Source organism: Paenibacillus sp. S25 (assembly GCF_019454085.1).
GTDB lineage: Bacteria > Bacillota > Bacilli > Paenibacillales > Paenibacillaceae > Paenibacillus > Paenibacillus polymyxa_B.
Map to the genome: position 1 here is coordinate 1,519,221 of NZ_CP073683.1, position 25,828 is coordinate 1,545,048.

The window sequence follows — 25,828 nt, forward strand, 5'->3', positions numbered from 1 at the left end:
TACATCTGTTATAGAATATAACCCTTTTTGAGAAAAAAACTTCATATGAGAATCAATTTCATAATACCTTTAGCTGCTTCAATCAAAACTAGAAATAGATCAAAATGATTCGATTTGTCTATATCTAGTTACAACCACCAAGCTTTAATGAGTTATGAAATTGATTCATGAATGTACCTTTATACGGTTAAGGATGTCAATCCATGATTTTATTTACCCTCGTTTGACTAACATATATTCTGATGTGTACTTTATCTACGTGTTCCCTTAATAGAGTCATTTAAGAAAGCTGCCATAAAAGCTATGTTGTTTGATTTCAATAATCACGTTAAAATGATTAAATTAAAATAAGACAAGCATAACAGGATAAGGGGATGAATCAGGATCATGCTGAAAATTGGTTCTCATGTGTCCTTCTCGGACAAGGGTCTGCTCAGCGCTACAAAAGAAGCGTCTTCTTACGGGTCCAGCTCCTTTATGATATACACGGGAGCACCGCAAAACACGCGTCGTAAGCCGATGGAGTCCATGTACTTGGAGGAAGGCAAGCAGTTAATGGCTGAGAAGGGAATGGAAGATATCGTGGTGCATGCCCCGTATATCATCAACCTTGGCTCTTACAAAGAAAATACCTATGAGCTTGCGGTCAGCTTTCTTCAAGAGGAAATTCGACGCACACACGCGATTGGTGTGAAAAATATCGTGCTGCATCCAGGCGCTTTTACCGATAAGGATGCAGAATACGGAATCGGGCGTATTGCTGATGGTTTGAACGAGGTACTAAACGGCGTGAAGGAGACAGATGTTAACATTGCGCTTGAAACGATGGCAGGCAAAGGAACGGAAATGGGTCGTAGCTTTGAGGAGATTGCCTCCATTATTGATAAAGTAGAGCATAACGAGCGTCTTACGGTTTGTATGGACACCTGTCACATTCACGATGCAGGTTATGATATCGTAAATGATCTGGACGGTGTATTGGAGCAATTCGACCGTATTGTCGGCTTGAATCGCATCGCAGTTGTTCACATCAATGATAGTAAAAATCCAGTTGGCTCTCATAAAGACAGACATACTCCGATCGGATCAGGCTGGATTGGCTATCAGACCATTCATAATGTGGTGCATCATGAAGCACTTCAAGGACGTCCGTTTATTTTGGAGACGCCATGGATTGGTAAGGAAGCCAAAACTCAGCGTCCGATGTATGAGGTTGAAATTGCCCTGCTTCGCGGAAATGTAAAGGAGCGCTTTGGGGATGAGTTTTTGGGTCAGGTAGAGCAATTGCATTCGTTTTTCAAAAAACAGGATGTGGATGTCCGTAAATTTGTGCTGGACACCTGGGCTCTGCTAAAAAATGATGCCAAAGCAAGAAAAGCCGATCCACGTGAGCCGTTGGAGCGTCTGTATGACATGATAACGGAAGTAGCACTGTTTCCAGATTTGAGCGAAGAACACATTAATCAACGGTTGATTGCCTGGTTTGCCGGCAGTCATTTGCCAGTGACGGTATAAGCTAAGGGGGATTAATAGCCACATGGAAATTCACGTAAAACATCAGCCAAATAGCACTCTATCAGCCCATGAAAATCGCGCGCGTATGCTTGTATCTTGTCCAGACGGACCAGGTATTGTAGCGGCCGTGTCCCGTTTTTTGTACGAGCATGGGGCCAATATCGTTCAATCTGATCAATATACAATGGACCCGTCCGGCGGTATGTTTTTTATGCGGATTGAATTTGATCTACCGAATTTGAGTGCAACCCAGCCAAAGTTGGAGCAGGATTTTGCCGCTGTTGCTGAGCAATTCCGTATGGAGTGGACGATTTCTGCGGTTAGCCGCAAGAAAAAACTGGCTATTTTCGTTTCCAAAGAAGATCACTGTTTGGTAGAACTGCTGTGGCAATGGCAGGCAGGAGATCTGGACGCGGATATTTCATTGGTGGTTAGTAATCATCCGGATATGAAGGAGTATGTGGAATCATTTGGCATCCCGTATCACCATATTCCGGTAACAGCCGATACCAAACCGGAGGCAGAGCGCCGTCAACTAGAGGTCATTGGCGAAGACATTGACGTTATCATTTTAGCCCGTTATATGCAGATTATTTCACCCAAGTTTATTGAGCATTATCGCAACCGGATTATCAATATCCATCATTCCTTTCTGCCGGCATTCGTGGGTGGGAAGCCATATGCCCAAGCCTATAATCGCGGTGTGAAAATTATTGGTGCTACTGCGCATTATGTAACTGAAGAATTGGACGGCGGCCCGATCATTGAGCAGGACGTGCAGCGTGTAAGCCACGGAGATGATGTAAATGAGCTAAAACGGATCGGTCGCACCATAGAGCGGGTCGTTTTGGCAAGAGCCGTGAAGTGGCATGCAGAGGATCGTATTCTGGTTCATGAGAACAAAACGGTCGTTTTTAACTAATCTTAAAATTTCAGAAAAAATTTGTGAGTATATTTTTTTGTTAAACAAAGCCCGTCGCATAACGGGCTTTGTTTTTTTATGTAAGTATTTTTGCAAAATCCTCATGTGAGTTTATTTGCCTTATAAACGGTCAGTACATAATATTTTTTGTGATTTTATAATTTTTTAAATGAGGTTAATACATTACGGGTATATTTATATGAGGACTCGGTACTACATTTCCACAATCATCTTTATAAACGATCTGGCAAACTTTCACGGCAGATGGTACAATACTTAAGAATGTATAAGTCATATTGAAACATTCAAGCAGATTCACTCACTTCAATAGACATCGTTTCTATATCGGACGGTGGTGTTGGAGAGTATGACCGAATGCAATTGACATACTTTATACAATATGAGGAGGCAAACCATGACTGACCAGAACCAAGCGATTCAAAAGGATGAAAACTCCACGATCGACAATTTGTCCATCACAACTATTCGTACGTTGGCAATTGACGCCATCGAGAAAGCAAACTCGGGACATCCTGGGATGCCGATGGGCTCCGCGCCAATGGGATACCAACTTTTTGCTAAAACGATGAATCATAATCCCGATCAACCTACATGGGTTAACCGTGACCGTTTTGTATTGTCCGCAGGACATGGTTCCATGTTGCTATACAGCCTTCTGCACCTGAGCGGCTATGATCTTCCTATGGAAGAACTGAAACAATTCCGTCAATGGGGCAGCCTTACACCGGGTCACCCTGAGTTTGGCCACACTGCTGGTGTAGATGCTACAACTGGCCCTCTGGGACAAGGTCTCGCAATGTCCGTAGGTATGGCAATGGCTGAAGCTCAACTGGGCGCAACATACAATAAAGACGAATTTAAAGTTGTAGATCACTTCACGTATGCAATCTGCGGCGATGGCGATCTGATGGAAGGTATTTCCCACGAGGCTGCTTCGCTGGCTGGTCGCTTACAACTGGGTAAGCTGATTGTATTGTTTGATTCCAATGATATTACACTGGACGGCAAGCTTAATCTGTCCTCTTCCGAGAGTGTTGCCAAACGCTTTGAAGCTTACAACTGGCAAGTACTGCGCGTAGAAGATGGTAACGATCTTCCAGCCATCCAAAAAGCCATTGAAGAAGCGCAAGGCGACTCGACACGCCCTACGCTGATTGAAGTGAAAACAGTCATCGGCTACGGAAGCCCGAACAAACAAGGTAAAGGCGGACACGGTGGTACTCATGGTTCCCCGCTGGGATCAGAAGAAGCCAAGTTGACTAAAGATTTCTACAAATGGGTATACGAAGAGGACTTCCACGTACCACAAGAAGTTCGCGAGCATTTTGCTAAAGTAAAAGAGCGCGGTATTGCGGCGAACAAAGCATGGAATGAACAGTTCGCGAAATATAAAGCTGCTCACCCTGATTTGGCAGCGCAGTTCGAAACAGCTGTAAACGGCGATCTTCCAGAAGGCTGGGATCGTGATCTTCCGAAATACACGACTGGAGACAAAGCCGTTTCGACTCGTGTAGCTTCTGGTAATGCTCTAAACGGATTGGCTCCAAACGTACCTTTCCTGACAGGCGGATCTGCCGATCTGGAGAGCTCCACGATGACACATTTGAACAACCTGACGAACTTTACGCCAGAAGACTACGCCGGCCGTAACATCTATTTCGGTATCCGCGAATTTGGTATGGCTGCTGCGATGAACGGCATGGCGTTGCACCAAGGTGTAAAAGTATTCGGCGGTACATTCTTCGTATTTACAGACTATCTGCGTCCAGCCGTTCGTCTGGCAGCTCTGATGGGATTGCCTGTAACCTACGTTTTGACTCACGACAGTATCGCTGTGGGTGAAGATGGTCCGACTCATGAGCCGATCGAACAATTGGCTTCCCTGCGTATTATCCCGAACCTGACAGTAATTCGTCCGGCGGACGGTAATGAAACTTCTGCTGCTTGGGCTTATACGCTGGAAAACAAGAAGAACCCGGTTGCTCTGGTATTGACTCGTCAAAACCTGCCAATCCTGGCTGCTAGTGCTGAGCATGCACGCGAAGGTATCAAACGCGGTGCTTATGTGGTTGCAGATGCAACAGACGGCAAACCGGTTGCTCAAATTCTGGCTACAGGCTCCGAAGTACAATTGGCTGTTAAAGCTCAGGAAGCACTGGCAGAACAAGGTATCCAAGTACGTGTTATCAGCTTCCCAAGCTGGGATCTGTTCGAAAAACAGGACAAAGCATACAAAGATTCCGTTCTGCTGCCAGAAGTGAAAGCTCGTTTGGCTGTAGAAATGGCGTATCCACTGGGCTGGGAAAAATATGTTGGCGACCAAGGCGACATTCTCGGTATCAGCACATTCGGCGCATCCGCACCTGGCGACCGCGTGATTAAGGAATACGGCTTTACGGTAGAGAATGTTGTTAGTCGTGTGAAAGCTTTGTTGAAATAAAACACCTAGCATCTAAAACAGACAGTCGTAACCTGAGAAAGGCTTACGGCTGTTTGTTTCATACAGTTGATGTTTTGTAAAAAAATCACTATTGAATTCCAGTGTATAGCATACGGTGATACAGTGTGTATTTTCATACTGAAGCTGGAATCAAATCTATGTTATGATGCACAAATATTCATTCAACCATTGAGAGCAGATGAGGGGATAACGAATGACACAGTTCGATGGAGTAAGCGTAGTTAAAAAAGCAAATGTTTATTACGATGGTCAGGTTACAAGCCGTACAGTCATCCTGGGTGACGGCAGTAAGGTTACACTGGGTATTATGCTGCCAGGAACGTATGAGTTCGGCACAGATTCCCGTGAGATCATGGAGATTTTGGCAGGGGATTTGAGAGTGTTGCTTCCAGGTACTGAGGAATGGCTGGAAATACAAGGGACGTCAACCTTTCACGTACCTGCAAAGTCTTCATTCAAGCTGGAAGTACGAAGTGTAACTGATTATTGCTGTTCTTATCCTGAATAATAAGCTAAAACGGGTAAGCACACTCAGCTTTCAAGCCAAGTGTGCTTACCCTAAAGCTATGCCATATGTACACAAGCACAGCCGTATGGTTACAAAGAAAGGTACAGCTTATTCGAGAGGTTGACCACCAATGGTGCGGCCAATCCATGCTTCGTATGTCTTCACGACAGCGGATAGATCCTCGTCGCCGTAGCCTTGCGTTTGCCCGGCTTGAAACAGGCTTTTGGCAATGGATAACATAGGTGCAGGGATGGACAGGCTGTCTGTTAGTGAGGAAGCAAGCTTCAAGTCCTTAAGCATCAAGGCAAGTGAGAACTGGTTGCTAAAATCATGTTCAATGATTTTGCGCCCTTTCAGGTCAGCGGCCTTGCTGCCTGCCGATCCGAGTTGCACCAATTCAAGGAAGCTGTCTGCCGGGATGCCGGATTTAGCCGCGATAGCAAAGCCTTCAGCCAGAGCGAGGTTATGAATACCAACCATCGTATTATGAGCGAGCTTGGCTACGGCTCCGCTGCCATTAGGTCCCATATGAAGTACCTTTTTGCCCAACGTATCAAAAACATCTGATTGTGCCGCAATGGCTTCTGCATTACCGCCAACCATGAACACGAGTGTGCCGTCTACAGCGGCAGGCTTACTGCCTGTTACGGGAGCATCAATGAAGGAGCAGCCCAGCTTGTCCGCTTCGGCGGCCAGTTGTTTGACCAGATCAGGTGAAATCGTGCTGTTGTCCATCACAGTCATGCCAGCCGTAAGACCGGCAAACACGCCGTCTTCGCCGTAATAGATGTCACGAATGGAATGATCATCGCTGACCATGGTAATGACCAAGTGCTGACCTTCAGCTGCTTCACGAGGAGTTGAAGCTGTACGTGCGCCTTGCTCTGCCAGTGGTTCACAGCGAGAAGCGGTACGATTATAAACTGTGACTCCGAATCCCTGCTTTAGCAGATTGGATGCCATCGGGGCGCCCATGGTGCCCAGTCCGATAAATCCGATGTTTTTCATTGCTAATCACCTTTCTTGTTGGAAGTTGCCGTCCGATGCAGATGCGAGTTCGGCTTGAATTGAATATTGAAACAGGTTGATCTCAGTTAATTGTAGCATGGGCATGCTACCCTATCTACAAGAAGGGCTGTCAAGCACAGGATACACAGGTAACGCAAGCTTGTCAGGCCCAGCAAATTAAAGTATCCTATTCCTAAGTCCTTATGTTCGTATTCATGGTCTTAGTAATACCAAACAGGAGGTTCCAAACATGTCTAAAAAAGTTATTTTTGATTACACTAAAGCACTCTCCTTTGTAGGTCAGCACGAAATTGATTATTTTGCAGAGCCTATCAAGTTGGCTCATGAGCAACTGCACAACCAAACCGGTGTAGGTTCCGATTTCTTGGGTTGGATTGACCTGCCTACTAATTATGATAAAGAAGAGTTTGCGCGCATCCAAAAGGCTGCTGCTAAAATTCAAAGCGATTCCGAGGTACTGATCGTAATCGGTATCGGCGGTTCCTACCTTGGAGCACGTGCTGCGATCGAAATGCTGTCGCATTCTTTCTACAATGCGCTGCCTAAAGATCAACGCAAGGGTCCAGCTATCTATTTTGCAGGCAACAACATCAGCTCTACATATGTAAATCATCTGTTGGAACTGATTGAAGGAAAAGACTTCTCAGTGAACGTCATTTCTAAATCAGGTACGACAACAGAGCCAGCTATCGCATTCCGCGTATTCCGTGCAGCTTTGGAGAAAAAATACGGTAAAGAAGAAGCACGCAAGCGTATTTATGCAACGACGGATAAAGAACGTGGCGCTTTGAAAAAACTGGCTAACGAGGAAGGATACGAATCCTTCATTATTCCTGATGATGTGGGTGGTCGTTACTCCGTGCTGACAGCAGTAGGCTTGTTGCCGATTGCTACTGCAGGCATTAACATCGAGGAAATGATGCAGGGGGCGGCAGACGCTTCCAAAGAGTACAGCAACCCGAATGTAGCTGAGAACGAGGCTTATCAATATGCAGCTGTTCGTAACGCTTTGTACCGCAAAGGTAAAGCAATTGAAATTCTCGTAAACTATGAGCCGTCTCTTCATTTTGTATCCGAGTGGTGGAAACAGTTGTACGGAGAAAGCGAAGGCAAGGATTACAAAGGCATTTATCCTGCTTCTGTTGATTTCTCGACAGACCTGCACTCCATGGGACAATTCATTCAGGAAGGCAGCCGCAACATTTTCGAAACGGTAATTCAAGTAGAAAATGTACCTAGTCACATCACCATCGAAGCAGATGAGGATGATCTGGACGGACTGAATTTCCTGGCAGGCAAAACTGTGGATTTTGTAAACAAAAAGGCATTCCAAGGTACATTGCTGGCTCACACAGACGGACAAGTACCGAACCTGATTGTAAATATTCCTGACTTGAGCCCTTACTCTTTCGGCTATCTTGCTTATTTCTTCGAAAAAGCTTGCGGTATCAGCGGCTACCTGTTGGGCGTAAATCCGTTCGATCAACCGGGCGTAGAAGCTTACAAGAAGAACATGTTTGCGCTGCTCGGCAAACCAGGCTTCGAAAAAGAAAAAGCTGAGCTTGAAGCGAGATTGTCTGAATAAGAGTGCTGTAATCTCTGATGCGAAACAGGATTTCGGTCAGAAGTGTTATAGTGTATAGTAAAGTACAGGAAAGCAGTTCACCAGCTGCCAGAAGCGGGGGACTGCTTTCTTGTAAAATGAAGTAAGGAAGGTTATACGTGTATGTTGGAACAATACCGAACCGTACGCGGTGCCGGCAACAAGGAAATTGTGATCCGAAAATCCCGTTTTATCGGACATATTCAGCCTGTTCAAACTGAGGAAGAAGCAACTGCTTTCATAGAACGCATCAAAAAAGAGCATTGGAACGCTACCCATAATTGTTCTGCTTACATGATTGGGGAAAGAGACGAAATCCAAAAGCAATCGGATGACGGAGAACCGAGTGGTACGGCTGGAAAGCCTATTTTGGAGGTGATCCGCAACCAGAAGCTGAAAAATGTCGCTATTGTTGTTACCCGTTACTTTGGTGGGATTTTGCTGGGAGCAGGCGGTCTGATTCGCGCATATTCAGATGGTGCTGTTGCAGCAATCGAGGCAGGGGATGCAATTACGCGTGTGCTGCATCGCGAAGTTTTTGTAGAATTGGATTATACCTGGTTGGGCAAAGTGGAAAATGAATTACGCAATCGCAGCATCCGCACTGGAGAAACAATGTTTACGGATAAAGTTACCTTAACCTGTCTGCCGCTGGCTGGTGATGCGGAATCCTTCAGCAACTGGATAACAGACTTGACGCAGGGGCAATCGCTTGTGTCGGAGGGAGAGCAGCTTTACTTTATTGAAGGGGAATAAATAATATGGCTAGAAGAGCAGTAGAACAGGAGTTGTCAAGAGGGCGGATTCTGGAAGCGGCCAGGCACTTGTTTATTACCAAGGGCTACCGTGCGATTTCAATGCGCAGCATTGGCCAGCATCTGGGTTACAGTCATGGTTCGTTATATTATCATTTTAAAGAGAAGGCTGAACTGTTCTATGCCATTGTGATTGAAGATTTTAATACATTGCGTGGGATTCTACTGCAAGCAGCAACAGGTACGTCTGATGATGGCTTGAGCAGACTGGAGTACTTGATGCTGGAATTTATCCGTTTTGGTTTGGAAAATCCATATCAGTACGAAATTATGTTCATGATGCACGATGAAGAACTATTTGCATACTGTCGCACAGAGCAAAACCGTTGTGTGGAACTATTTGCGTCTATGATCCGTCAAGAATTGAGTGGACAGGGGCATTCGGAGGAAGATTGCTCAAGGGTACCGAAAAGCCTGTTTTTATCCATGCATGGCTTTGTATCCTTTTATATTCAGGACGGTTTAACATTTGAAGAAATTAGGCCTGCTGCTTTAGCACATGTAAAGCTGCTGTGCAGACACCTATGAGCATACCTGCATTCACACGCTTCAGCCATGAACATGTAGGGCGCTTTTCTGGGTGTATGCACTTCATGACGGTAACTTATTATTACGGTACTTTGCGAAAGCGACTAAGGATTTAACAGACGATGATGCATCCAGTAGGAAAACATCATGGTCTGTTTTTTTTACCCGGTCCGTCAACCCTCCATGATCTTTACATGGTATTGGCGTCTGCGTGGTCCGTCGAATTCACAAAAATAAAGCCCCTGCCATCGTCCGAGCAACAGCTTTCCATCATGGATGATGATCGTTTGTGAGGGGCCTGTCGTAATGGATTTTAGGTGGGAAGCTGTATTTCCCTCCATATGGCGATATTGGGGATGCTCCCACGGATAAACTTCATCTAGTCTTAACATCACATCATGTTTGACGTCTGGGTCTGCATTTTCATTAATGGCGATGCCGGCTGTCGTGTGTGGACAATAAACAAGTGCGGTTCCTTGTTGTACCCCGCTTTTTTCGATCAATGAAGCAACCTCTCGTGTAATATCTCGCATTTCATCTCGCCGTGTAGTGGATAATTCTAAAGTATGCAGCAATGACTCCATCTCCTTTCTTCTTAATACTTTACCCTTTTAATTCCTAAGATAAAATATAGAGTTGACGAAAATTACTTTCCTTTGATAAAGTATCACATAAGAAAAAAACATAGTATATACATTGGAATAATTAAAAGATTTCAAATGAGGTACGTGCTTTGCGGTAAGCAAGGCTGCTGTTGTGCCTGAACAGGTCCAGAAGCGGAAAGGAAGTGTACGGATATGCATGTGGAAGTAAGAGGATTAAACAAGCATTTCGGTAATTTTCATGCGGTAAAGGACGTATCTTTTGATATTCAGGCGGGCCATCTTATTGGTTTACTCGGTCCAAGTGGTGGGGGAAAAACCTCCATTCTTCGTATTTTAGCGGGTCTGGAGCAACCGGATGCAGGAGAAATTCATTTTCACGGAAAAAGGGTAAACGAGCTGTCCCCGCAGGAACGTGGAATCGGATTTGTATTTCAAAACTATGCTTTGTTCAAGCACATGAGCGTCTACGACAATATTGCCTTTGGTCTGAAAGTGAAAAAAAGCTCCAAAACCCGCATCAAGGAACGGGTTACAGAGTTGGTCGAACTAACGGGGCTCAAAGGTTTTGAGCATCGTTATCCGCATCAGTTGTCAGGTGGACAGCGACAGCGGGTTGCTTTTGCGCGTGCTTTGGCACCAGAGCCTCAACTGCTGCTGCTGGATGAACCTTTTGCAGCTATTGATGCCAAGATTCGTCAGGAGCTGCGAACCTGGCTGCGAGAGTTGATTGAGCGGGTGGGTATTACTTCAATTTTTGTCACCCATGATCAGGATGAGGCGATTGAAGTAGCGGATGAAATTATGGTGATTAATCAGGGACGACTGGAGCAGAAGGGAACGCCTTGGGATATTTATAAAAAACCGGGTACCCCGTTTGTGGCTTCCTTTATTGGGGAATCTACAGTGATTGAACAGGCAGGCAGTCTCAGAGGCTTCGAAGAAGCTGCTGGAGTGGGAACACGTGCCTTGATCCGTCCGGAGTATATTGATGTCGGGCCAAGCGAGGAATTTACGCTTCTGTCGGCGACCGAGGAAGGCACAGTGAAGCATTTGCATTTTCGTGGAAGTGAGTGGATGGTTGAAGTACAGGTCGGGGATCATCGTCTCATGACATACCGCTCGCTGGAGAAGTCTACGCTGGAACCTGGTCAGCAAGTGCGAGTGTTGGTGCATCGAGCCTATCTTTATAATGACCAGTCCAGCTGGATGGTGGAAAACCGTCTGAAGGAAGATCCAATGCCTATCATCATCTAAAAATAAATACGATCACGCATGAGGGGATGTCTAGCCTGATTTCACGGCTTTGGGCATGCTCCTTTTGGCGTTGGACGCTGGAAGGATTTACACTGATGATTTACGTAGAATCGGTCTGTTCGTTATAATAGTAGTAAAAAGACCCAGATAGATAGGAGTTAAACCATGAATCGGCTTATTTTTCTTGGCACGGGGGATGCAATGGGGGTTCCGCGTGTATATTGTGATTGTCTCGTATGCACAGAAGCTCGCACGACAGGGGCGAATGTAAGATTGAGATCGTCTGTGCTGATCGAAAGCGAGACGGAGGACTTTATGATTGATTGTGGCCCGGACTGGCGCAGACAGCTAGAATTACGGGGTCTGCGTTTTATCCCTACGATCCTTGTGACACATGCACATTTTGACCATATTGGAGGATTACCAGAATGGGCAGATGCCTGTCGCTGGACTGGGAACAGAGGTCGCTTGTACGCGCCACAGGAAGTGATCGACACGATCTTGCGTCAATTTTCCTGGCTCTCTGGAAACTTGGATCTTATTCCAGTAGATCAGGGTGCCCAACTTGGGGGATGGAATATCCGGGGGTGGCGTGTGAATCACGGGAAGAACGGATATGCCTACGCTTATCGTCTGGAAAAGGACGGCTTCTCGTGGGCTTACTGTTCGGATTCGATTGGATTAAATGAGGCGGAAATTCTGCCCTTGCACAATCTGAATTTGCTCGTCCTGGGAACGAGTTTTTATCATGAGGAGGCCGAGTATGCCACCCGTTCCGTATATGACATGCTGGAGGCTCAGGAGCTTATAGGAAGGCTTAAGCCTGAAAGCACGGTATTTACACATATGTCCCATGATGTGGATGTCACACGCAACTATGGGCTTCTGGAAGGGATTAGCTTGGCATACACCGGCATGAGTTTGCCGTTAGAATAAGGTTGCTCTTTACCTTTACATCGTTCGACTGATACGTAGAAGTGTGGAGATTCCTTCTTTGATTTGTAGCTCGTTGGCGTATGAATAAGACAGCCGAATATGCGTTTTACCCTCTGCGCCGATGGGATCAAACACATTGCCAGTAACAAAGGATACGGACTCTTGTATACTTTTGGCAAGTAATTCATTAGGTTTCAACGTTGAAGGCAGCTGGAGCCACAGGTTGAGTCCCCCCGCCGGGCTGGTCCATGTCCAACCGGAATCGCGGAGACTGTCTTCCATCGTTTCCTTACGAATCTGGAGCGCAATGCATAGCTTTTTAATATGTTGCTGCATACGTGGAGATTGAAAGTATTGTAAAAACAGCTTTTGATTCAGCAGTGGCGATCCATTGTCCACCAACGCTTTGATGTTCAGCAGGCTGTTCATGAGCTGTGGTCGGCAGGTCACGGCTGCGATTCGTAGACCGGGTGCGACATATTTACTGTAACTTCGAATGTAGACGACGCTTCCCGAAACATCATAGGCGAAAATCGGAGAAGGGGGCTTTTGCCCAAAGCTGATGTCATAGGTGCTGTCATCCTCAACAATGAGGCAGCCGTAGCGCTCAGCTAGTTCAGGCAGTCGTTTGCGCTGCTTATCGGGGACCGTAAAGCCCGTCGGGTTGTGGAATGTTGGATTCATATAAAAGAGGCGTGGTTTTTCCGTTTTCATGCACCACTCAATCTGGTCCATATCATAACCTTCTGGTCGAATATCAGTCATAGTCAGACGTGCGCCTAGTCTACGGAATATTTCCATAGCGGGGCCATAGGCAGGGCGTTCGATCAATACACGGTCTCCTGTACGGAGCAGAGATCGGGCAATTAAATCAATGGCTTGCTGTGCTCCGGAGGTAATCAGCACTTCATCCGGTGATAAAGCAAAATGCTTATCCACGCTAAAATGCTGCGCCATGGCCTCCCGAAGCTCGGCATCGCCCTGTACAGCGGAATAGGTGGCCGCTACTTTTGGATGCTTTTCAAATACCTGCATCATCAGCTCTCCCCAAAATCGGTTGGGCAGGAGAGAGGGGTCAATCAGCGCTTTGGAAAACTGGAAATTCGCATTTACCGATTGAACGCGGCTAAGTCCATCCATTCCTCTCCAGGCTGAAACTGACGGATCATCTGCCGCATGGGCAGATTCGGAGTGAATCGTGAGGTCAATGGACGAATGTCCCGAGTAGCCAGCATATTTTGCATGCCCAGTCGCTTGCGAAGCATGAACATAATATCCTGATTTGTCCTTTACATAGACCAGTCCCCGTTGCTTCAACTCCTGATATGCCCGGAAAACAGTTAGCCGATGTACACTCAGCTCCTGAGCCAAGCTTCGTACGGACGGCAGCTTCATGTCTGTTTGCCAATCCCCACGATCAATCCGCACAGTTACATAATGGATAACCTGCTCATACAGCTTTAAGGCATGATCGGCTGGAAAGAGTAGTTCGCTGTTGTTCTTACCCATGCTGTCCACGCTCCTTTCTGTGTATTGTACTATATAGCACTTTAAAAACGTATACAACTGTTCTGTAGTTATACATCTGTTCTGTTCGTCTCCCTGTATGCTTAAAAGCAACTGAAGGGAGAGGGACGTATCATGATAGGTATCGCGTTTACAGTAATGTGTCTTATTTTTGGCACAACGTTTTTGGCCATAAAAGTGGGAGTGGAAGCCGGACTTCCGCCATTTCTATCGGCAGGTGTACGTTTTTTCGCGGCAGGGGCGATATTGTTCATTGCTATGAAGCTGACCGGAAAAGTACGATGGTCGTTATTATGGCGTAAGGAAATGTTGCTGATTGGAGCAGGAACGACCTTCGGTACATTTTCAGCCTTGTATTGGGCAGAACAATATGTCAGCTCGGGGATCGGAGCTATTTTGTCAGCTACCGGGCCGATGATGATCGTCATTTTGCAATCTGTACTGCTACGGCAAAAAACGTCACGGATTACGGTCGTTGGCTGCATGATCAGCTTTCTTGGTGTGGTGCTGGTTGTGCTGCCCGGATTGGCGGTTCAGATCAGTGGTCTGTGGCTGGCGGGATGTCTTGTCATTTTGCTGGGGGAGCTGTGTTATTCCGGGGGAGCTCTTTATTCCAAGCGAGTGATGGATGTATTTCGTGAAACGAACCCGATTGCCCTGAATGCGGCGCAAATGATCCATGGGGGATGGATGCTGCTGTTGCTGTCTGCGATCACGGAACCGTGGAGTTCTGAGGGGTGGCAGTACCTTCCTGCCATGGGGTCTTTACTTTATCTGATCCTGTTTGGTTCGATGATTGCACATACACTGTTCTACTGGCTCATGGAGCGTACAAATCCCCTGTTTCCGACGACGTGGCTGTATATATCACCGCCGATTGCGGTGGGCTTGGGAGCGTTGTTGTATGGAGAGCATGTAAGCTGGTGGATGCTGGCTGGGGTGCTGCTCATTGTGACCGGATTAATCCTTATGAACAATGGAATTATCCGTCTGGTGAACAGGCGTAAGGTACGTTCTGCTGCCTGATATTTTATAGCGGTCAGGTTATTATATGATCTGACAGAAAAGGCCTCCAAACTGTCGTGTGTTACTGATCATGCGACAGTTGGAGGCTTTGTTGTTGTATTACTTCATTTAAGAATTATGGGAGCAGGCACTTTTTGTTTATTCAACATTGAGTACGAATTTGTCGATGGCGTGCTTAACACCGTCTTCGTTATTGCTACGAGTGATGTAATCAGCCAGCTTTTTCAAATCAGGAATGGCATTCTCCATCGCTATGCCGAGACCAGCGCATTCAAGCATTTCATGGTCGTTCCAAGAGTCGCCGATGGCAATCGTTTCCGACAGTTCACAGCCAAAATGGTTTGCAAGGAAGGTAAGCGCGTGACCCTTGGTGCCTTCATGATGCATAATTTCCAGAAAATGAGGCTTGGATTTTGTAATATGCACTTCATTGCCAAGCAGTTCGCGAAGTTCAGGAATTAATTCATCCAATACTTCCGGCTCGTCGATGATTAGCAGTTTAGGAGCCGGCTGCTCTATAACTTTACTGAACACAGGCTCTACAAAATATTCCGTGTTGTTCAGCTCCGTGTAATCTTTGATTTTCTGATTATCTTCACGTGTGTACAATTTGTCATCTATATACGTTTGCAGATGCAGATTGCGTTCCACGCAGAATTCATACAGGCGACGTGCAGCCACGAGTGGAACATAACGCTCATACAGCACGTTTTCGTCCAGCAGGTTTTTAACCAAAGCTCCTTGGTACGTAATGATTGGCACGTTCAAACCAGTTTGGCGAGCAATTTTGTGGGCGGAGGCATAAGCTCGTCCAGTAGCGAGGGTAACCACCACACCTTTAGCTACAGCAGCTTCTAATGCCTGTTGTGTCGCCGGTGTAACTTCTTTCTGGTCGTTAATGAGTGTATCATCAATATCAATGGCAATTAATTTATACATATCGGTATTCTCTCCTTTATCTCTATCATGGGGCAATGTTAAAATTGTATCTTATAATATTCAAAATGACAATATCGCAATGAAAAGGGGACGGCTCCTATAAGAGCCTGTCCCCTTATAACCACTGAAGTATTGGCTTGAAACGATGGAAAAAAGTAACGGTTAGTCTTCCAAAAATACAAGTCCAACAAAATCGTCCAGCTCAATATTACCAAAATAGTGCTTCAAATCGAGAGAGGATAAGGCTTGACGGACCTCACCTTCATCATAGCGCTTGCCGCGCAGGATATTTTCAATATCAGCAACGTCACCCACGCCGAAGAAATCCCCATAGATTTTAATATCACGGATGTAGCCTTCCTTAAGATCCATGCGGATATCAATAATACCGACCGGAAATTTACGTGTGTGCTTGATATTGCTCTCGGGGGATAGACCGTAGTTCCAATCCCACGATTGGTAGCGTTCTTTGGATATTTCATGGATTTTGGCCCAGTCGGCATCGGTGAGCTTATATTGAGGTACTTGATCCAATTCTGATCCGAATATGAAACGCAGTAGTTCCTCGCGAAATTGCTCTATGGTCATCTCACGGTCCATCAGTTCGCTGATGTTAGCCACGCGACTGCGGACGGATTTAGTGCTTTTGGATTTGAATTTTTCGGGATTGGCATGCAACGATGCAGCCACATTGTCCAGATTCAGGTTAAACATCAATGTACCGTGGCTGAACATACGTCCGCGTGTGGCAAACTGAGCGTTTCCTGAAATTTTACGTTCTCCGACCTGTAGATCGTTGCGGCCTGTCATTTCAGCTTCTACTCCCATTTGGCGGAGTGCATCAATCACAGGTTGCGTAAATTTGAGGAAATTATGAAAGGACTCCCCGTTATCCTTAGTAATGAAGCTGAAATTTAAATTACCGAGATCATGATATACAGCCCCACCGCCGGACAGGCGACGAACGACTTGAATATTGTTGTCCCTAACAAACTCGGCGTTGATTTCTTCAATAGTGTTTTGATGCTTGCCTATAATAATAGAAGGCTGATTAATATAAAACAGCAAATAGCTGTCATCCAGCGGTAGATGCTTGAGCGCGTATTCCTCAATAGCAAGATTAATGGCTGGATCGTGTATGCCCTGGTTGTCGATGAACAGCATGTCCATTCCTCCGTATATAAACTGTGTAATTTATGTGTGCCTCCTTCTATTGTAACCCAAGTGAGCCATGTACAAAAGCTCATTTGCATTGACGGGACGCAAAAAGCAGCCTCATAATGGAGCTAAATGATTGGAAACGGGCGGAAAGGATGAGAGGCAATGATAGAGGTTTATGGTCATGGCGGGGACAGGGAAACAGCTGCCGCGACTTTTGGCGGAGCTGCTGCGGATTTTGTAGATTTTAGTGCAAATATTAATCCACTTGGTCCACCGCCGGAGGTGCTTGAGGCGCTGCAACACTCATTTGACACTGTGATTCGCTATCCAGACCCCGGGCATCGGAATTTTAAAAATATGCTCGCACGGCGACTGCATGTTCCACCGGAGTCGCTAAGTATCGGAAACGGAGCGGCTGAAAGCATGGCGCTCCTACTATTGGGACTAGCTCCTAAGCGTGTGGGTACAGTGGAGCCGTGTTTTTCGGAATATGCCGAGCTGGCTGGCAAATTCGGAGCCGAGGTCAACCGGGTGTATGGGAAGGCCTCGCTTCAATGGAAGGCGGACGTGGAGGACATCCTTCAGCTCATGGAGCAGGTAGATGTTTTGTTCCTCGGACAGCCGAATAATCCAAATGGCGTGCAATATAGTGAGCAGGAGCTGTGCGAGCTGGCAGAGGCGGCTGGCACAACGGGTACCGTGCTGGTGGTGGATGAAGCATTCATTGATTTTATTCCGATGGAACGGCGAATCTCACTGCTGCCTGTGCTGGATCGCTATCCTCATGTGATTTTGATCCGGTCAATGACCAAATTTTATGCCATTCCTGGCTTGCGATTGGGCTATGCGATTGCTCATCCGGACTATATCCGGCGAATGACGGCCAAACAGGTGACCTGGAGTGTGAATGGATTGGCGTTGCTGGCTGGGGAGGCGTGTTTGAGAAGTGGGCAAGCATATGAGCGCCAAACACAGGAGCTGATTGCTGCGGAGCGCAACCGCCTGTTGACCGCCTTGGCGGAATGGGGCTGCGGTGTCGTTCCCGGTGAAGCCAATTACGTGCTGGCAAGGGCGCCGGGTACGTGGAGCGCATCGGCTATTCAGCAGGCGCTTGGACAACGCGGAATTCTTATACGTAGCTGTGCTATGTATCCGGGACTGACGACGAGCCATTTTCGGATTGCGGTCAAGGATGCAGAAGCCAACGACAGGCTGCTGTCTGTATTGGGTGAAGTGCTGGAGGAGGAGCAGCGGCGTGACAGTTAGCTTGATTATCCTGGCAGCCTACCTTTTGGACAGGCTGATCGGTGATCCGAGGTGGTTGCCGCATCCAGTCATCGGTATGGGACATGCCATTTCGGCATTGGAAAAATTGATTCGCCGCCAGGTCCGAAGTGACCGGGGGCTAAAACGTGCGGGCATACTGCTTCCGCTCATTGTGGCGGGAGGCTCCTTTGCGCTCGCCTGGGCGCTGTTACACTTGCTTGCCTGGATTCATCCGTGGTTGTCTGTCGGCGTAGAAATGGTGCTGATTGCGACCACGATTGCTTCCAAAGGACTAAAGGACGCAGGAATGGCAGTATACCGAGCGTTGCAGGCGGATGACCTGGCTGCGGCACGGCGGGAGCTGGGCATGATAGTTGGGCGGGATACGCAACAGCTTGATGAGCCTGAGATTGTACGCGGTACCGTCGAAACGGTCGCTGAAAATATCGTGGACGCGATTATTTCCCCGCTTTTTTATGCCTTGATCGGGGGAGCACCCTTGGCGCTGGCTTATCGTGCTGTGAATACGCTCGATTCCATGGTTGGCTACAAAAATGAAAAGTATCTGCATTTAGGCTGGGCTTCAGCACGTCTGGATGATGTCGCTAACTACATTCCGGCACGCCTGACAGCGGCAATGCTTGTGGTAGCGGCGTGGATGTACAAGCGAGATGCTGCAAGAAGCTGGCGCACAGTCAAGCGAGACGCTCGTCTGCACCCAAGCCCAAACAGTGGCTTCCCGGAATCGGCTGTTGCTGGTGCACTGGGGATTCGTCTTGGAGGCTATAATGTGTATCATGGCGTGCGCTCCTTTCGTGCATACATGGGCGATTGGATACGACCGCTAGAGTCGAAAGATATACGGCATACGATCCAGCTGATGTTCGCCGTGTCCAGTATGTTTGTAGGATTGTGTTTGTTAGGAGCCGCAGGTTGTTTTGCTTTGGGATGGGTGCGGTGAGGAGTGACACACTGAATAATGATCGAGCAGGAAGTGACATTTCTTGAAACAAGATATAGCAGCAAAAAGGACGGTAGAATACGCACAAAGTCCGAACTCACAGGAGGATAAGGTGCCGTATGATGCTAAAGAAGATCTGCATTGGGACATGGAACTCGTGTTAGTTCGTCACGGTACAACCTTATGGAATAAGGAACGTCGATATCTGGGACACTCCGACTTAGGTTTGCTACCGGGAGCAGAGCAGGAATTAAAGCCTTTGCAAGAAAAATTGCAAGGGCAGTCCTTTGCTCGAATCTATTGCAGCGATTTAATGCGATGTCGCCAGACCCTGCAGATCATTGTGCCGGAATCAGAATTGACGTCTGGAGGTTCCCTATCTACTATGTCTCCTATAATGGAACCACGTCTGCGAGAGCTTCATTTTGGCGAGTGGGATGGAAAAACGTATGACATGCTCAAGGATGTGTCGTTGTATCGCGCTTGGATTGATGAGCCGCAACGGATAACCCCTCCTGGAGGAGAGTCTTGGGCAGATTTTGTGAATCGTCTACGGAAATTTCTTGACTCTCTGTATGAATGGCGTGTTGCTATGGAAGTTCAACCCATGGATTTGACTGCTGCGCCGCCCTCAGTTTTGGTCGTTACGCATGGTGGCGTAATTCGTCAGTTGGCTTGCATGCTGATACCGGGTCATGATTTTTGGAGTCTGAATCCGAGGCCGGGAGAATCATTTAGGATTCAATTGAGGTCGGCAGGACGGCACAATTACATAGCAGAAATGCTTCCTCATTAGGTTAGACACCAGCGGATAAAGAGGCTGTTTGGGTTGTAAGCCGCCTCTTTTTAACCTATAATCATCAAGTAAAAGAACGGCTTGACTACCACTACATCAAATATCCAGCAGACGAGGTCGGCGCAGCGTGATGAAACTATGGTTTCCCTTGCCTGCGCTGTTAAAAGGGAAGTCGGTGTGAGTCCGGCGCGGTCCCGCCACTGTAAATGGAAACATGCCCGTTAGTCCTTCTTTATGTGCTACTAAGCATATGAAAGAATTTCAGGACATGGATTTTACCATAAGTCAGGATACCTGCCCGTCCGCCTGTCACCATAATCCTTCGAGGAAAGGATGACGTGTTCGCAGTGACTGTCCATGCGGAAAGAAGCTGCCGCCTGCGCACGATCTGCGCTAACGTGACCCCTGTGTCCTGATATGAGGATGCGGGGTTTTTTTGATAGGAAAAGAAGGCTGGATTTAGAAGATATCTGATGATGTTCAAGTAACGCTCTTAACGATTTTTTTATGAAGGGGTGCAAATCATGGCAGGAAAAAAAATAAAGGTTTGGACAACAGGTCTATTGGTTCTGATTTTGGCAGTTGTGCTGAGTGCATGTGGCGCTAATGGAAAAAATGCTGAAAATAAAGAGAACCAGAATTCTTCACAGCAGCCGGGACAGACCGTAACCGCACAAGAGCCTCCGGGCAAAACAGTTTACCCACTCACGGTTAAGGATGCAACAGGACAGGAATTTACATTCAAAAAAGCGCCGGATAAAATCGTTTCCGTCTCCCCGGCAGAAACCGAGGCGCTATTCGCCATCGGGCTGGATAAGGAAATAGTTGGCGTCTCCGACTACTCTGATTACCCGGAAGCAGCTACGAAAAAGCCTAAAGTAGGCGGTATTATGAAACCGAACGAAGAGGCGATCATTGCTGCTAACCCGGAAGTCGTTTTTGCAGGGATATCACTTAGTGAACAGGCTACGACCAAGCTGCGTGACATGGGAATTATGATTTTTAAAACGGAACCGAAGACAGTTGAAGATGTCATAGCTAATATCGAATTGTATGGGAAAATCACCGACCATCAGAAGGAAGCGAGAGCGGTGACTGACAAGATGAGGACAGATGTAGCGGAAGTGAAAGAAGGAGTTAAAAATATCGGTAAAGGGCAGAAGCTGCGGGTATACGTCGAGTTTTCACCAGGCTGGACAGTTGGTAAAGGCGAGTTTATGGACGAGCTGATTACGTTGGCGGGCGGCGAAAATGTAGGTGCCACGCAGAAGGGGTGGTACCAAATTAGTGAAGAAAATATTATTGCTGCGAACCCTGACGTGATTTTGTACAGCAAAAGTGTCAAGGACGACAAAACTGGTCAAACGCTCGGCGAAATCATTAAAGCTCGCAGTGGATGGGATCAAATATCGGCTGTTCGCCACAACCGGGTATTTGCCGTGGATGATAATTTGATCAGTCGTCCGGGTCCACGCGTAACGGAAGGTCTCAAGGAAGTGGCCAAGGGCGTGTATCCTGAAATTTTCAAATGAACCGTAAACTGATCGGCTTTGGAGGGACAGGTCTTGTCTTGCTGTTGCTGACGCTGCTGCTCTGTCTTGGCATCGGCTCGGCCAAGCTTCCGGTCAGCCAGATCACGGGCATACTGGTTAACCACCTTCCGTGGTTAGGCGATACGTTTACACCGGATTGGAATACATCCTCAGAGCAGATTATTTTGAAGGTCAGATTACCACGAGTGTTATTGGGAATGTTGGTAGGAGCAGCGCTGGCGCTGGCGGGAGCCGGATTTCAGGGTGTGCTGCGTAATCCTTTGGCTGATCCGTATACACTGGGGGTATCCTCGGGGGCTTCGGTAGGAGCGGCAGTACTGATCTATTGGGGCCTTCAATTTTCATTTGTTGGCATATGGACGCTGCCGCTAGTGGCATTTACGACCGGAATGCTGACGCTGTGGATGGTGCTGACGTTGGCACGGGAAGGTAAAAAAATTCCGACACAAAGTCTCATTTTGTCGGGTGTGGTGATGCAATCCTTTCTGGGAGCGGTTGTTTCCTTTCTGACAGCCATGTCGAAGGAGACGGTCAATGAAATATTGTACTGGACGATGGGAAGTCTTAGTCTGCGAGGTTGGTCATATACAGGAATCCTTTTACCTTATGTGGTCATAGGACTGGTATTTCTATGGAACCGGGCACGTGTGCTGAATATTTTGGCTTTGGGTGAACGTCAGGCGGCTCACATGGGAGTTCATGTAGATGCGACGAAGCTATCTGTTCTGATCATTTCCACGCTGCTGACAGCAGCCGCTGTGTCGGTATGTGGAGTGATTGGCTTTGTGGGACTCGTTGTACCGCATATCATTCGTCTGGTGACAGGGCCTGATTACCGGATGATTGTTCCATTATCTGCGCTCGGTGGAGCTATTTTTATGGCCTGGGCAGATACGGCGGCTCGCACGTTGTTAGCCCCCACGGAAATTCCTCTGGGCGTGATGACGGCCTTTGTTGGGGCACCGTTCTTCGCATATCTCCTGTACCGGAACAAGAAGCTGCGCAGGGGGGAACTGCTGTGACAGAACAAAGTGAATCACAGAAGGTACGTGATCGGGCATTAGAGGTAGCGGGTCTGACACGTGCCTATGGAGAGTTCCATGCGTTAAAGAATATAAGCTGGAGCGTCGACGAAGGAACCTGGTGGGGGATTATTGGTCCGAACGGCAGTGGAAAATCGACCTTGCTGCATTTGCTTTCGGGTGTAGATCACCCAACTTCGGGAAACGTTCATATCTATGGCAAAAAGGTCGGTAGCTACAGCAGAAAAGAGCTTTCCCGTCTCATAGCCGTACTCCAACAGGAAGGGCTTCCTCCAGTGGGATACACCGTCAGGGAAGTCGTAGAAATGGGACGTTTTCCTCATCAGGACTGGCTAGGCAGGGAAAAGGATGTTGATGTGGAGGCGATCACGGATCGCGTGCTGGAGCGATTGGGTCTTACCACGCTGGCGGACAGAGCATTGGACCGCTTGAGTGGGGGACAGCGACAGCGTGTAGCTTTGGCAAAAGTAATGGTGCAGGAGCCACGAATATTGCTGCTGGACGAGCCTACGACCTATCTGGACTTGCGCTATCAGCTTGAATTTATGGAACTACTGGCAGATTGGCGCCAAGAAACGGGTGTGACGATCATTGCGGTCTTGCATGATCTTAACTTGACAGCCCAATTTTGTGAAGATTTGCTTGTACTCAAGGATGGAATGGTTGAAGGATTGGGAGCTTCATCGAAGTTATTAACCGAGGATCGGATTCGACGAATATACGGTGTTGAGCCTGTGATGCTTCCGCATCCCGATAGCGGTGTGCCGCAGCTCTTGCTGCGCAGGAGTGCTTCGGATACAGCAAATTAAATAAACGATGAAACACACTTAAAAAGAGCAGGGAGTGGAAGGTATGAACAACAAGCTGCGTCAGCTGATCGATAGCATTGCCCAGCCGGATGGGGTGGCGGCCTCGGCAGCTTCAGCCCATTTGGACCAATTAACAAAGCCACCGGGAAGTCTTGGAAAGTTGGAAAGTGTGGCCATTCAGCTAGCAGGAATTACAGGAGTGGACAAGCCTGAATTTGATCGTAAAACGGTTATGGTCATGGCTGCGGATCACGGGGTGTGTGAAGAGGGAGTCAGTGCCTTTCCGGCTGAGGTTACACAGCAAATGCTGTATAACATGCTGTCAGGTGGCGCGGCAATTAATGTGCTGGCACGCCATGCGGGCGCAGATGTCAAGGTGGTAGATGTTGGCGTGAATGCGGATGTCGCTCACGCGAATCTGGTGGACCGTAAGGTACGCATGGGTACTTCGAATATAGCTAAAGGGCCAGCGATGCTGCGTACGGAAGCGGAACAGGCGGTTTTGGCCGGAGCAGAAGCCGTAGCAGAAGCGGTTAAAGGTGGCACACGGCTATTCGTTACCGGAGAGCTGGGCATCGGGAATACGACAGCCAGCGCTGCGGTCGTATGTGCTCTCACTGGGCTAGAGCCGGAAGTTATCGTAGGCCGGGGGACGGGTGTAGATATGGCTGGGCTTACCCGTAAAATGTCGGTTGTCTGCCGCGCATTAGACGTGAACCAGCCAGATGCAAATGATGGGCTCGACGTGCTCACTAAGGTCGGCGGTCTGGAGATTGCCGCCTTGGCAGGAGTCATCCTCGGGGCAGCCGCACATCGCTGTCCAGTTGTGTTGGACGGCTTTATTTCAGGCGCAGCCGCCCTCGCAGCGCGTGCACTTGCGCCTGCTAGCGCTGCGTACATGCTCGCTTCGCACGCCTCGGACGAGCGTGGGCACGCGGCAGTGCTCCGCCAGCTCAAGCTGGAGCCCATGCTTCATTTGGACATGCGGCTCGGGGAGGGCACAGGCGGTGCGCTTAGCTTGCACCTGATTGATGCGGCGTGCCGCATTATGCGCGAAATGGCGACCTTTGCCGATGCAGGCGTATCGGACGGTCAGGGAGCCGCGCAGCGATGAAAGCGCTCGTGACTGGCGGGGCACGTAGCGGGAAAAGCGGCTTTGCCGAGCGATTATGCATGTCGCGCGCGCCTGGCGCCTGCTATATTGCAACGGCGCAAGCCTATGACATGGAGATGAAGGAGCGCATCGCCCTTCATCGGGTCCAGCGCGAGTCTGCCGGATACGACTGGCAGACGCTGGAGGAAGCGCAGGCGCTGCCGGAGCTTCTGCGACGGCTTGGCGGCGATCAAGCGTCGCAGCCATCACCCGCGCCTATGGTGCTAGTCGACTGCCTGACCCTGTGGCTGTCGAACGTACTGCTGGCCGCAGGCGAGGACGGCGAAGCTGCGTCCAGAGCTGCCATTAATGAACTGGCGGCAGCTGTGGAGCAGTATCCGGGGCAGCTCGTCATCGTGACCAACGAGGTGGGTGACGGTATTGTGCCCGAATATCCGCTGGGTCGGCTGTATCGGGATTTGAGTGGGGTTATGAATCAGCGGATTGCCCGTCTTTGTGATGAAGTATTTTTGGTGACGGCGGGCATTCCCGTAGAACTCAAACAGTTGGAATATAAGCTATGAGCCGCGAACGTCAGGCTGTTGCTGCGGCTTTTCAATTTTTAACGCGTCTTCCGGTGAAGGCGGAATTGGATTTTTCCCCGAATTTGCTTAAACGCAGTGCAAGTTATTATCCGCTGGTTGGAGTGGTTATTGGCATCATTGTCTGGGGCTTTGCGGCACTTACTTCTATGGTGTTGCCGCCGTTGCCGTGTGCGATTCTTACGCTTGTTGTCTGGGTTTGGTTGACGGGCGGATTACATTTGGACGGGTGGATGGATGCGGCTGATGCCTTGTTCAGCTACCGATCCCGTGAGCGGATGCTGGAGATTATGAAGGATAGCCGTGTAGGAGCGATGGGCGTTATTGCTTGTGTGTTGCTACTCATGCTCAAGGCTTCTTTGCTGTATACGGTGTTGGTTGAACGGAATGTGTCTGGCTTGCTGCTGCTTCCGATGGTTTGGAGCCGCTGGTTTATGGTACATGCAATGAAGCGCTGGCCTAAAGCCCGTAATGATGATGGGCTGGCTGCGCGTTTTGCTGATATGAGTGGTGGCCGCGTAGGGTTAGCCGTATTCTGGGCTGTATTAGTGACCTTGAGTGCTGCCGTAGGACAATATCTTCTGGCAGGTTTGGCTACAGCAACAAGGGATACTGGGAATCTGTCGTTGGCAGGATCAACCATACAGACGTTCCTTTCATATTCTGAGAGCCTTCCAATCTCGATAGGTTTTGTGTTGATTCCGGTCTTGGCTTACGGTGTTGGAACCTTCACGGCAAACCGTATTAACCGCCGCTTGGGTGGACTTACGGGAGATATATACGGAACTTTAAACGAATTGCTGGAGACTGTTTTATTATTGTTTATTGTAATTTTGTACGGGTTGTGACCAGATT

At 48.1% G+C, this 25,828-nt stretch carries 24 protein-coding genes and 1 riboswitch; of the genes, 19 read left to right on the forward strand and 5 right to left on the reverse strand.

The annotated features are described in order from the left end of the window. Positions 1–387: 387 nt before the first annotated feature. From KAI37_RS06525 to ppnP, 4 genes are all read left to right on the forward strand, one after another. On the forward strand, positions 388–1,515 hold the full coding sequence (locus tag KAI37_RS06525; RefSeq protein ID WP_220030939.1) for a deoxyribonuclease IV: 1,128 nt from the start codon (positions 388–390) through the stop codon (positions 1,513–1,515). A gap of 22 nt (positions 1,516–1,537) precedes the next feature. Further along, positions 1,538–2,437, forward strand: a complete 900-nt coding sequence (purU, locus tag KAI37_RS06530) for a formyltetrahydrofolate deformylase (RefSeq protein ID WP_220030940.1) — start codon at positions 1,538–1,540, stop codon at positions 2,435–2,437. A gap of 415 nt (positions 2,438–2,852) precedes the next feature. Further along, positions 2,853–4,898, forward strand: coding sequence for a transketolase (gene tkt, locus KAI37_RS06535; RefSeq protein WP_069080966.1), 2,046 nt, complete (start codon positions 2,853–2,855; stop codon positions 4,896–4,898). Positions 4,899–5,112: 214 nt separating this feature from the next. Further along, positions 5,113–5,427, forward strand: coding sequence for a pyrimidine/purine nucleoside phosphorylase (gene ppnP, locus KAI37_RS06540; protein WP_025722684.1), 315 nt, complete (start codon positions 5,113–5,115; stop codon positions 5,425–5,427). 108 nt (positions 5,428–5,535) lie between these two features. Here ppnP and KAI37_RS06545 read toward each other — a convergent pair whose 3' ends face one another. Beyond that, positions 5,536–6,435 carry an NAD(P)-dependent oxidoreductase gene (locus tag KAI37_RS06545; RefSeq protein ID WP_071639971.1) on the reverse strand — a complete coding sequence of 300 codons (900 nt, stop codon included), beginning with the start codon at positions 6,433–6,435 and terminating at the stop codon, positions 5,536–5,538. Between the two features lie 250 nt (positions 6,436–6,685). Between KAI37_RS06545 and KAI37_RS06550 the strand changes: the two genes are divergently transcribed. The 3 genes from KAI37_RS06550 (at position 6,686) to KAI37_RS06560 (ending at position 9,402) form a co-directional block, all read left to right on the forward strand. Then, a complete protein-coding gene (locus KAI37_RS06550; RefSeq protein ID WP_013369975.1) occupies positions 6,686–8,041 on the forward strand; it encodes a glucose-6-phosphate isomerase in 1,356 nt (451 codons plus the stop codon). 141 nt (positions 8,042–8,182) lie between these two features. Further along, the gene (locus tag KAI37_RS06555; protein ID WP_023987635.1) at positions 8,183–8,815 is read left to right on the forward strand and encodes a YigZ family protein; all 633 of its coding nucleotides are present in this window, start codon (positions 8,183–8,185) and stop codon (positions 8,813–8,815) included. 5 nt (positions 8,816–8,820) lie between these two features. Then, positions 8,821–9,402, forward strand: coding sequence for a TetR/AcrR family transcriptional regulator (locus KAI37_RS06560; RefSeq protein WP_023987636.1), 582 nt, complete (start codon positions 8,821–8,823; stop codon positions 9,400–9,402). Positions 9,403–9,575: 173 nt separating this feature from the next. Here the strand turns inward: KAI37_RS06560 and KAI37_RS06565 are convergent, their stop codons facing one another. Beyond that, a complete protein-coding gene (locus tag KAI37_RS06565; RefSeq protein WP_023987637.1) occupies positions 9,576–9,977 on the reverse strand; it encodes a secondary thiamine-phosphate synthase enzyme YjbQ in 402 nt (133 codons plus the stop codon). Between the two features lie 222 nt (positions 9,978–10,199). On the opposite strand from KAI37_RS06565, the gene KAI37_RS06570 reads away from it, so the two are divergent. Beyond that, positions 10,200–11,261 (forward strand): sulfate/molybdate ABC transporter ATP-binding protein, encoded by a 1,062-nt coding sequence (locus tag KAI37_RS06570; protein WP_061829549.1) that lies wholly within the window; start codon positions 10,200–10,202, stop codon positions 11,259–11,261. A 165-nt stretch (positions 11,262–11,426) separates the two neighbouring features. Beyond that, positions 11,427–12,197 (forward strand): MBL fold metallo-hydrolase, encoded by a 771-nt coding sequence (locus tag KAI37_RS06575; protein ID WP_071639972.1) that lies wholly within the window; start codon positions 11,427–11,429, stop codon positions 12,195–12,197. A gap of 15 nt (positions 12,198–12,212) precedes the next feature. Here KAI37_RS06575 and KAI37_RS06580 read toward each other — a convergent pair whose 3' ends face one another. Beyond that, the gene (locus KAI37_RS06580) at positions 12,213–13,706 is read right to left on the reverse strand and encodes an aminotransferase-like domain-containing protein (RefSeq protein ID WP_220030941.1); all 1,494 of its coding nucleotides are present in this window, start codon (positions 13,704–13,706) and stop codon (positions 12,213–12,215) included. Between the two features lie 132 nt (positions 13,707–13,838). On the opposite strand from KAI37_RS06580, the gene KAI37_RS06585 reads away from it, so the two are divergent. Further along, the gene (locus KAI37_RS06585) at positions 13,839–14,750 is read left to right on the forward strand and encodes a DMT family transporter (protein ID WP_013309297.1); all 912 of its coding nucleotides are present in this window, start codon (positions 13,839–13,841) and stop codon (positions 14,748–14,750) included. A 138-nt stretch (positions 14,751–14,888) separates the two neighbouring features. Here KAI37_RS06585 and KAI37_RS06590 read toward each other — a convergent pair whose 3' ends face one another. Beyond that, a complete protein-coding gene (locus KAI37_RS06590; RefSeq protein ID WP_023987642.1) occupies positions 14,889–15,689 on the reverse strand; it encodes a Cof-type HAD-IIB family hydrolase in 801 nt (266 codons plus the stop codon). Between the two features lie 162 nt (positions 15,690–15,851). Beyond that, the gene (lplA, locus tag KAI37_RS06595; RefSeq protein WP_071644246.1) at positions 15,852–16,853 is read right to left on the reverse strand and encodes a lipoate--protein ligase; all 1,002 of its coding nucleotides are present in this window, start codon (positions 16,851–16,853) and stop codon (positions 15,852–15,854) included. A 159-nt stretch (positions 16,854–17,012) separates the two neighbouring features. Here lplA and cobD point away from each other — a divergent pair, with 159 nt between their 5' ends. From cobD to cobS, 9 genes are all read left to right on the forward strand, one after another. Then, positions 17,013–18,116 (forward strand): threonine-phosphate decarboxylase CobD, encoded by a 1,104-nt coding sequence (cobD, locus tag KAI37_RS06600; RefSeq protein ID WP_076293790.1) that lies wholly within the window; start codon positions 17,013–17,015, stop codon positions 18,114–18,116. Beyond that, on the forward strand, positions 18,106–19,077 hold the full coding sequence (cbiB, locus tag KAI37_RS06605; RefSeq protein ID WP_220030942.1) for an adenosylcobinamide-phosphate synthase CbiB: 972 nt from the start codon (positions 18,106–18,108) through the stop codon (positions 19,075–19,077). The genes cobD and cbiB overlap by 11 nt, the downstream gene beginning before the upstream one ends. Positions 19,078–19,120: 43 nt before the next feature. Then, positions 19,121–19,873 (forward strand): histidine phosphatase family protein, encoded by a 753-nt coding sequence (locus KAI37_RS06610; protein WP_220030943.1) that lies wholly within the window; start codon positions 19,121–19,123, stop codon positions 19,871–19,873. A gap of 122 nt (positions 19,874–19,995) precedes the next feature. Then, positions 19,996–20,189: riboswitch (cobalamin riboswitch) on the forward strand. 208 nt (positions 20,190–20,397) lie between these two features. Next, the gene (locus KAI37_RS06615; protein ID WP_220030944.1) at positions 20,398–21,405 is read left to right on the forward strand and encodes an ABC transporter substrate-binding protein; all 1,008 of its coding nucleotides are present in this window, start codon (positions 20,398–20,400) and stop codon (positions 21,403–21,405) included. Further along, complete coding sequence (locus KAI37_RS06620; RefSeq protein ID WP_025722675.1) at positions 21,402–22,448, forward strand: FecCD family ABC transporter permease; 1,047 nt, start codon at positions 21,402–21,404, stop codon at positions 22,446–22,448. Before KAI37_RS06615 ends, KAI37_RS06620 begins: the two co-directional genes overlap by 4 nt. After that, on the forward strand, positions 22,445–23,278 hold the full coding sequence (locus KAI37_RS06625) for an ABC transporter ATP-binding protein (protein WP_220030945.1): 834 nt from the start codon (positions 22,445–22,447) through the stop codon (positions 23,276–23,278). The genes KAI37_RS06620 and KAI37_RS06625 overlap by 4 nt, the downstream gene beginning before the upstream one ends. Positions 23,279–23,321: 43 nt before the next feature. Then, positions 23,322–24,392 (forward strand): nicotinate-nucleotide--dimethylbenzimidazole phosphoribosyltransferase, encoded by a 1,071-nt coding sequence (gene cobT / locus KAI37_RS06630; protein ID WP_220030946.1) that lies wholly within the window; start codon positions 23,322–23,324, stop codon positions 24,390–24,392. After that, positions 24,389–24,955: a bifunctional adenosylcobinamide kinase/adenosylcobinamide-phosphate guanylyltransferase gene (gene cobU, locus KAI37_RS06635; protein WP_053324914.1), complete on the forward strand. Its 567-nt coding sequence runs from the start codon at positions 24,389–24,391 to the stop codon at positions 24,953–24,955. The genes cobT and cobU overlap by 4 nt, the downstream gene beginning before the upstream one ends. Continuing rightward, positions 24,952–25,821 carry an adenosylcobinamide-GDP ribazoletransferase gene (gene cobS, locus KAI37_RS06640; protein WP_220030947.1) on the forward strand — a complete coding sequence of 290 codons (870 nt, stop codon included), beginning with the start codon at positions 24,952–24,954 and terminating at the stop codon, positions 25,819–25,821. The genes cobU and cobS overlap by 4 nt, the downstream gene beginning before the upstream one ends. Positions 25,822–25,828 lie beyond the last annotated feature (7 nt).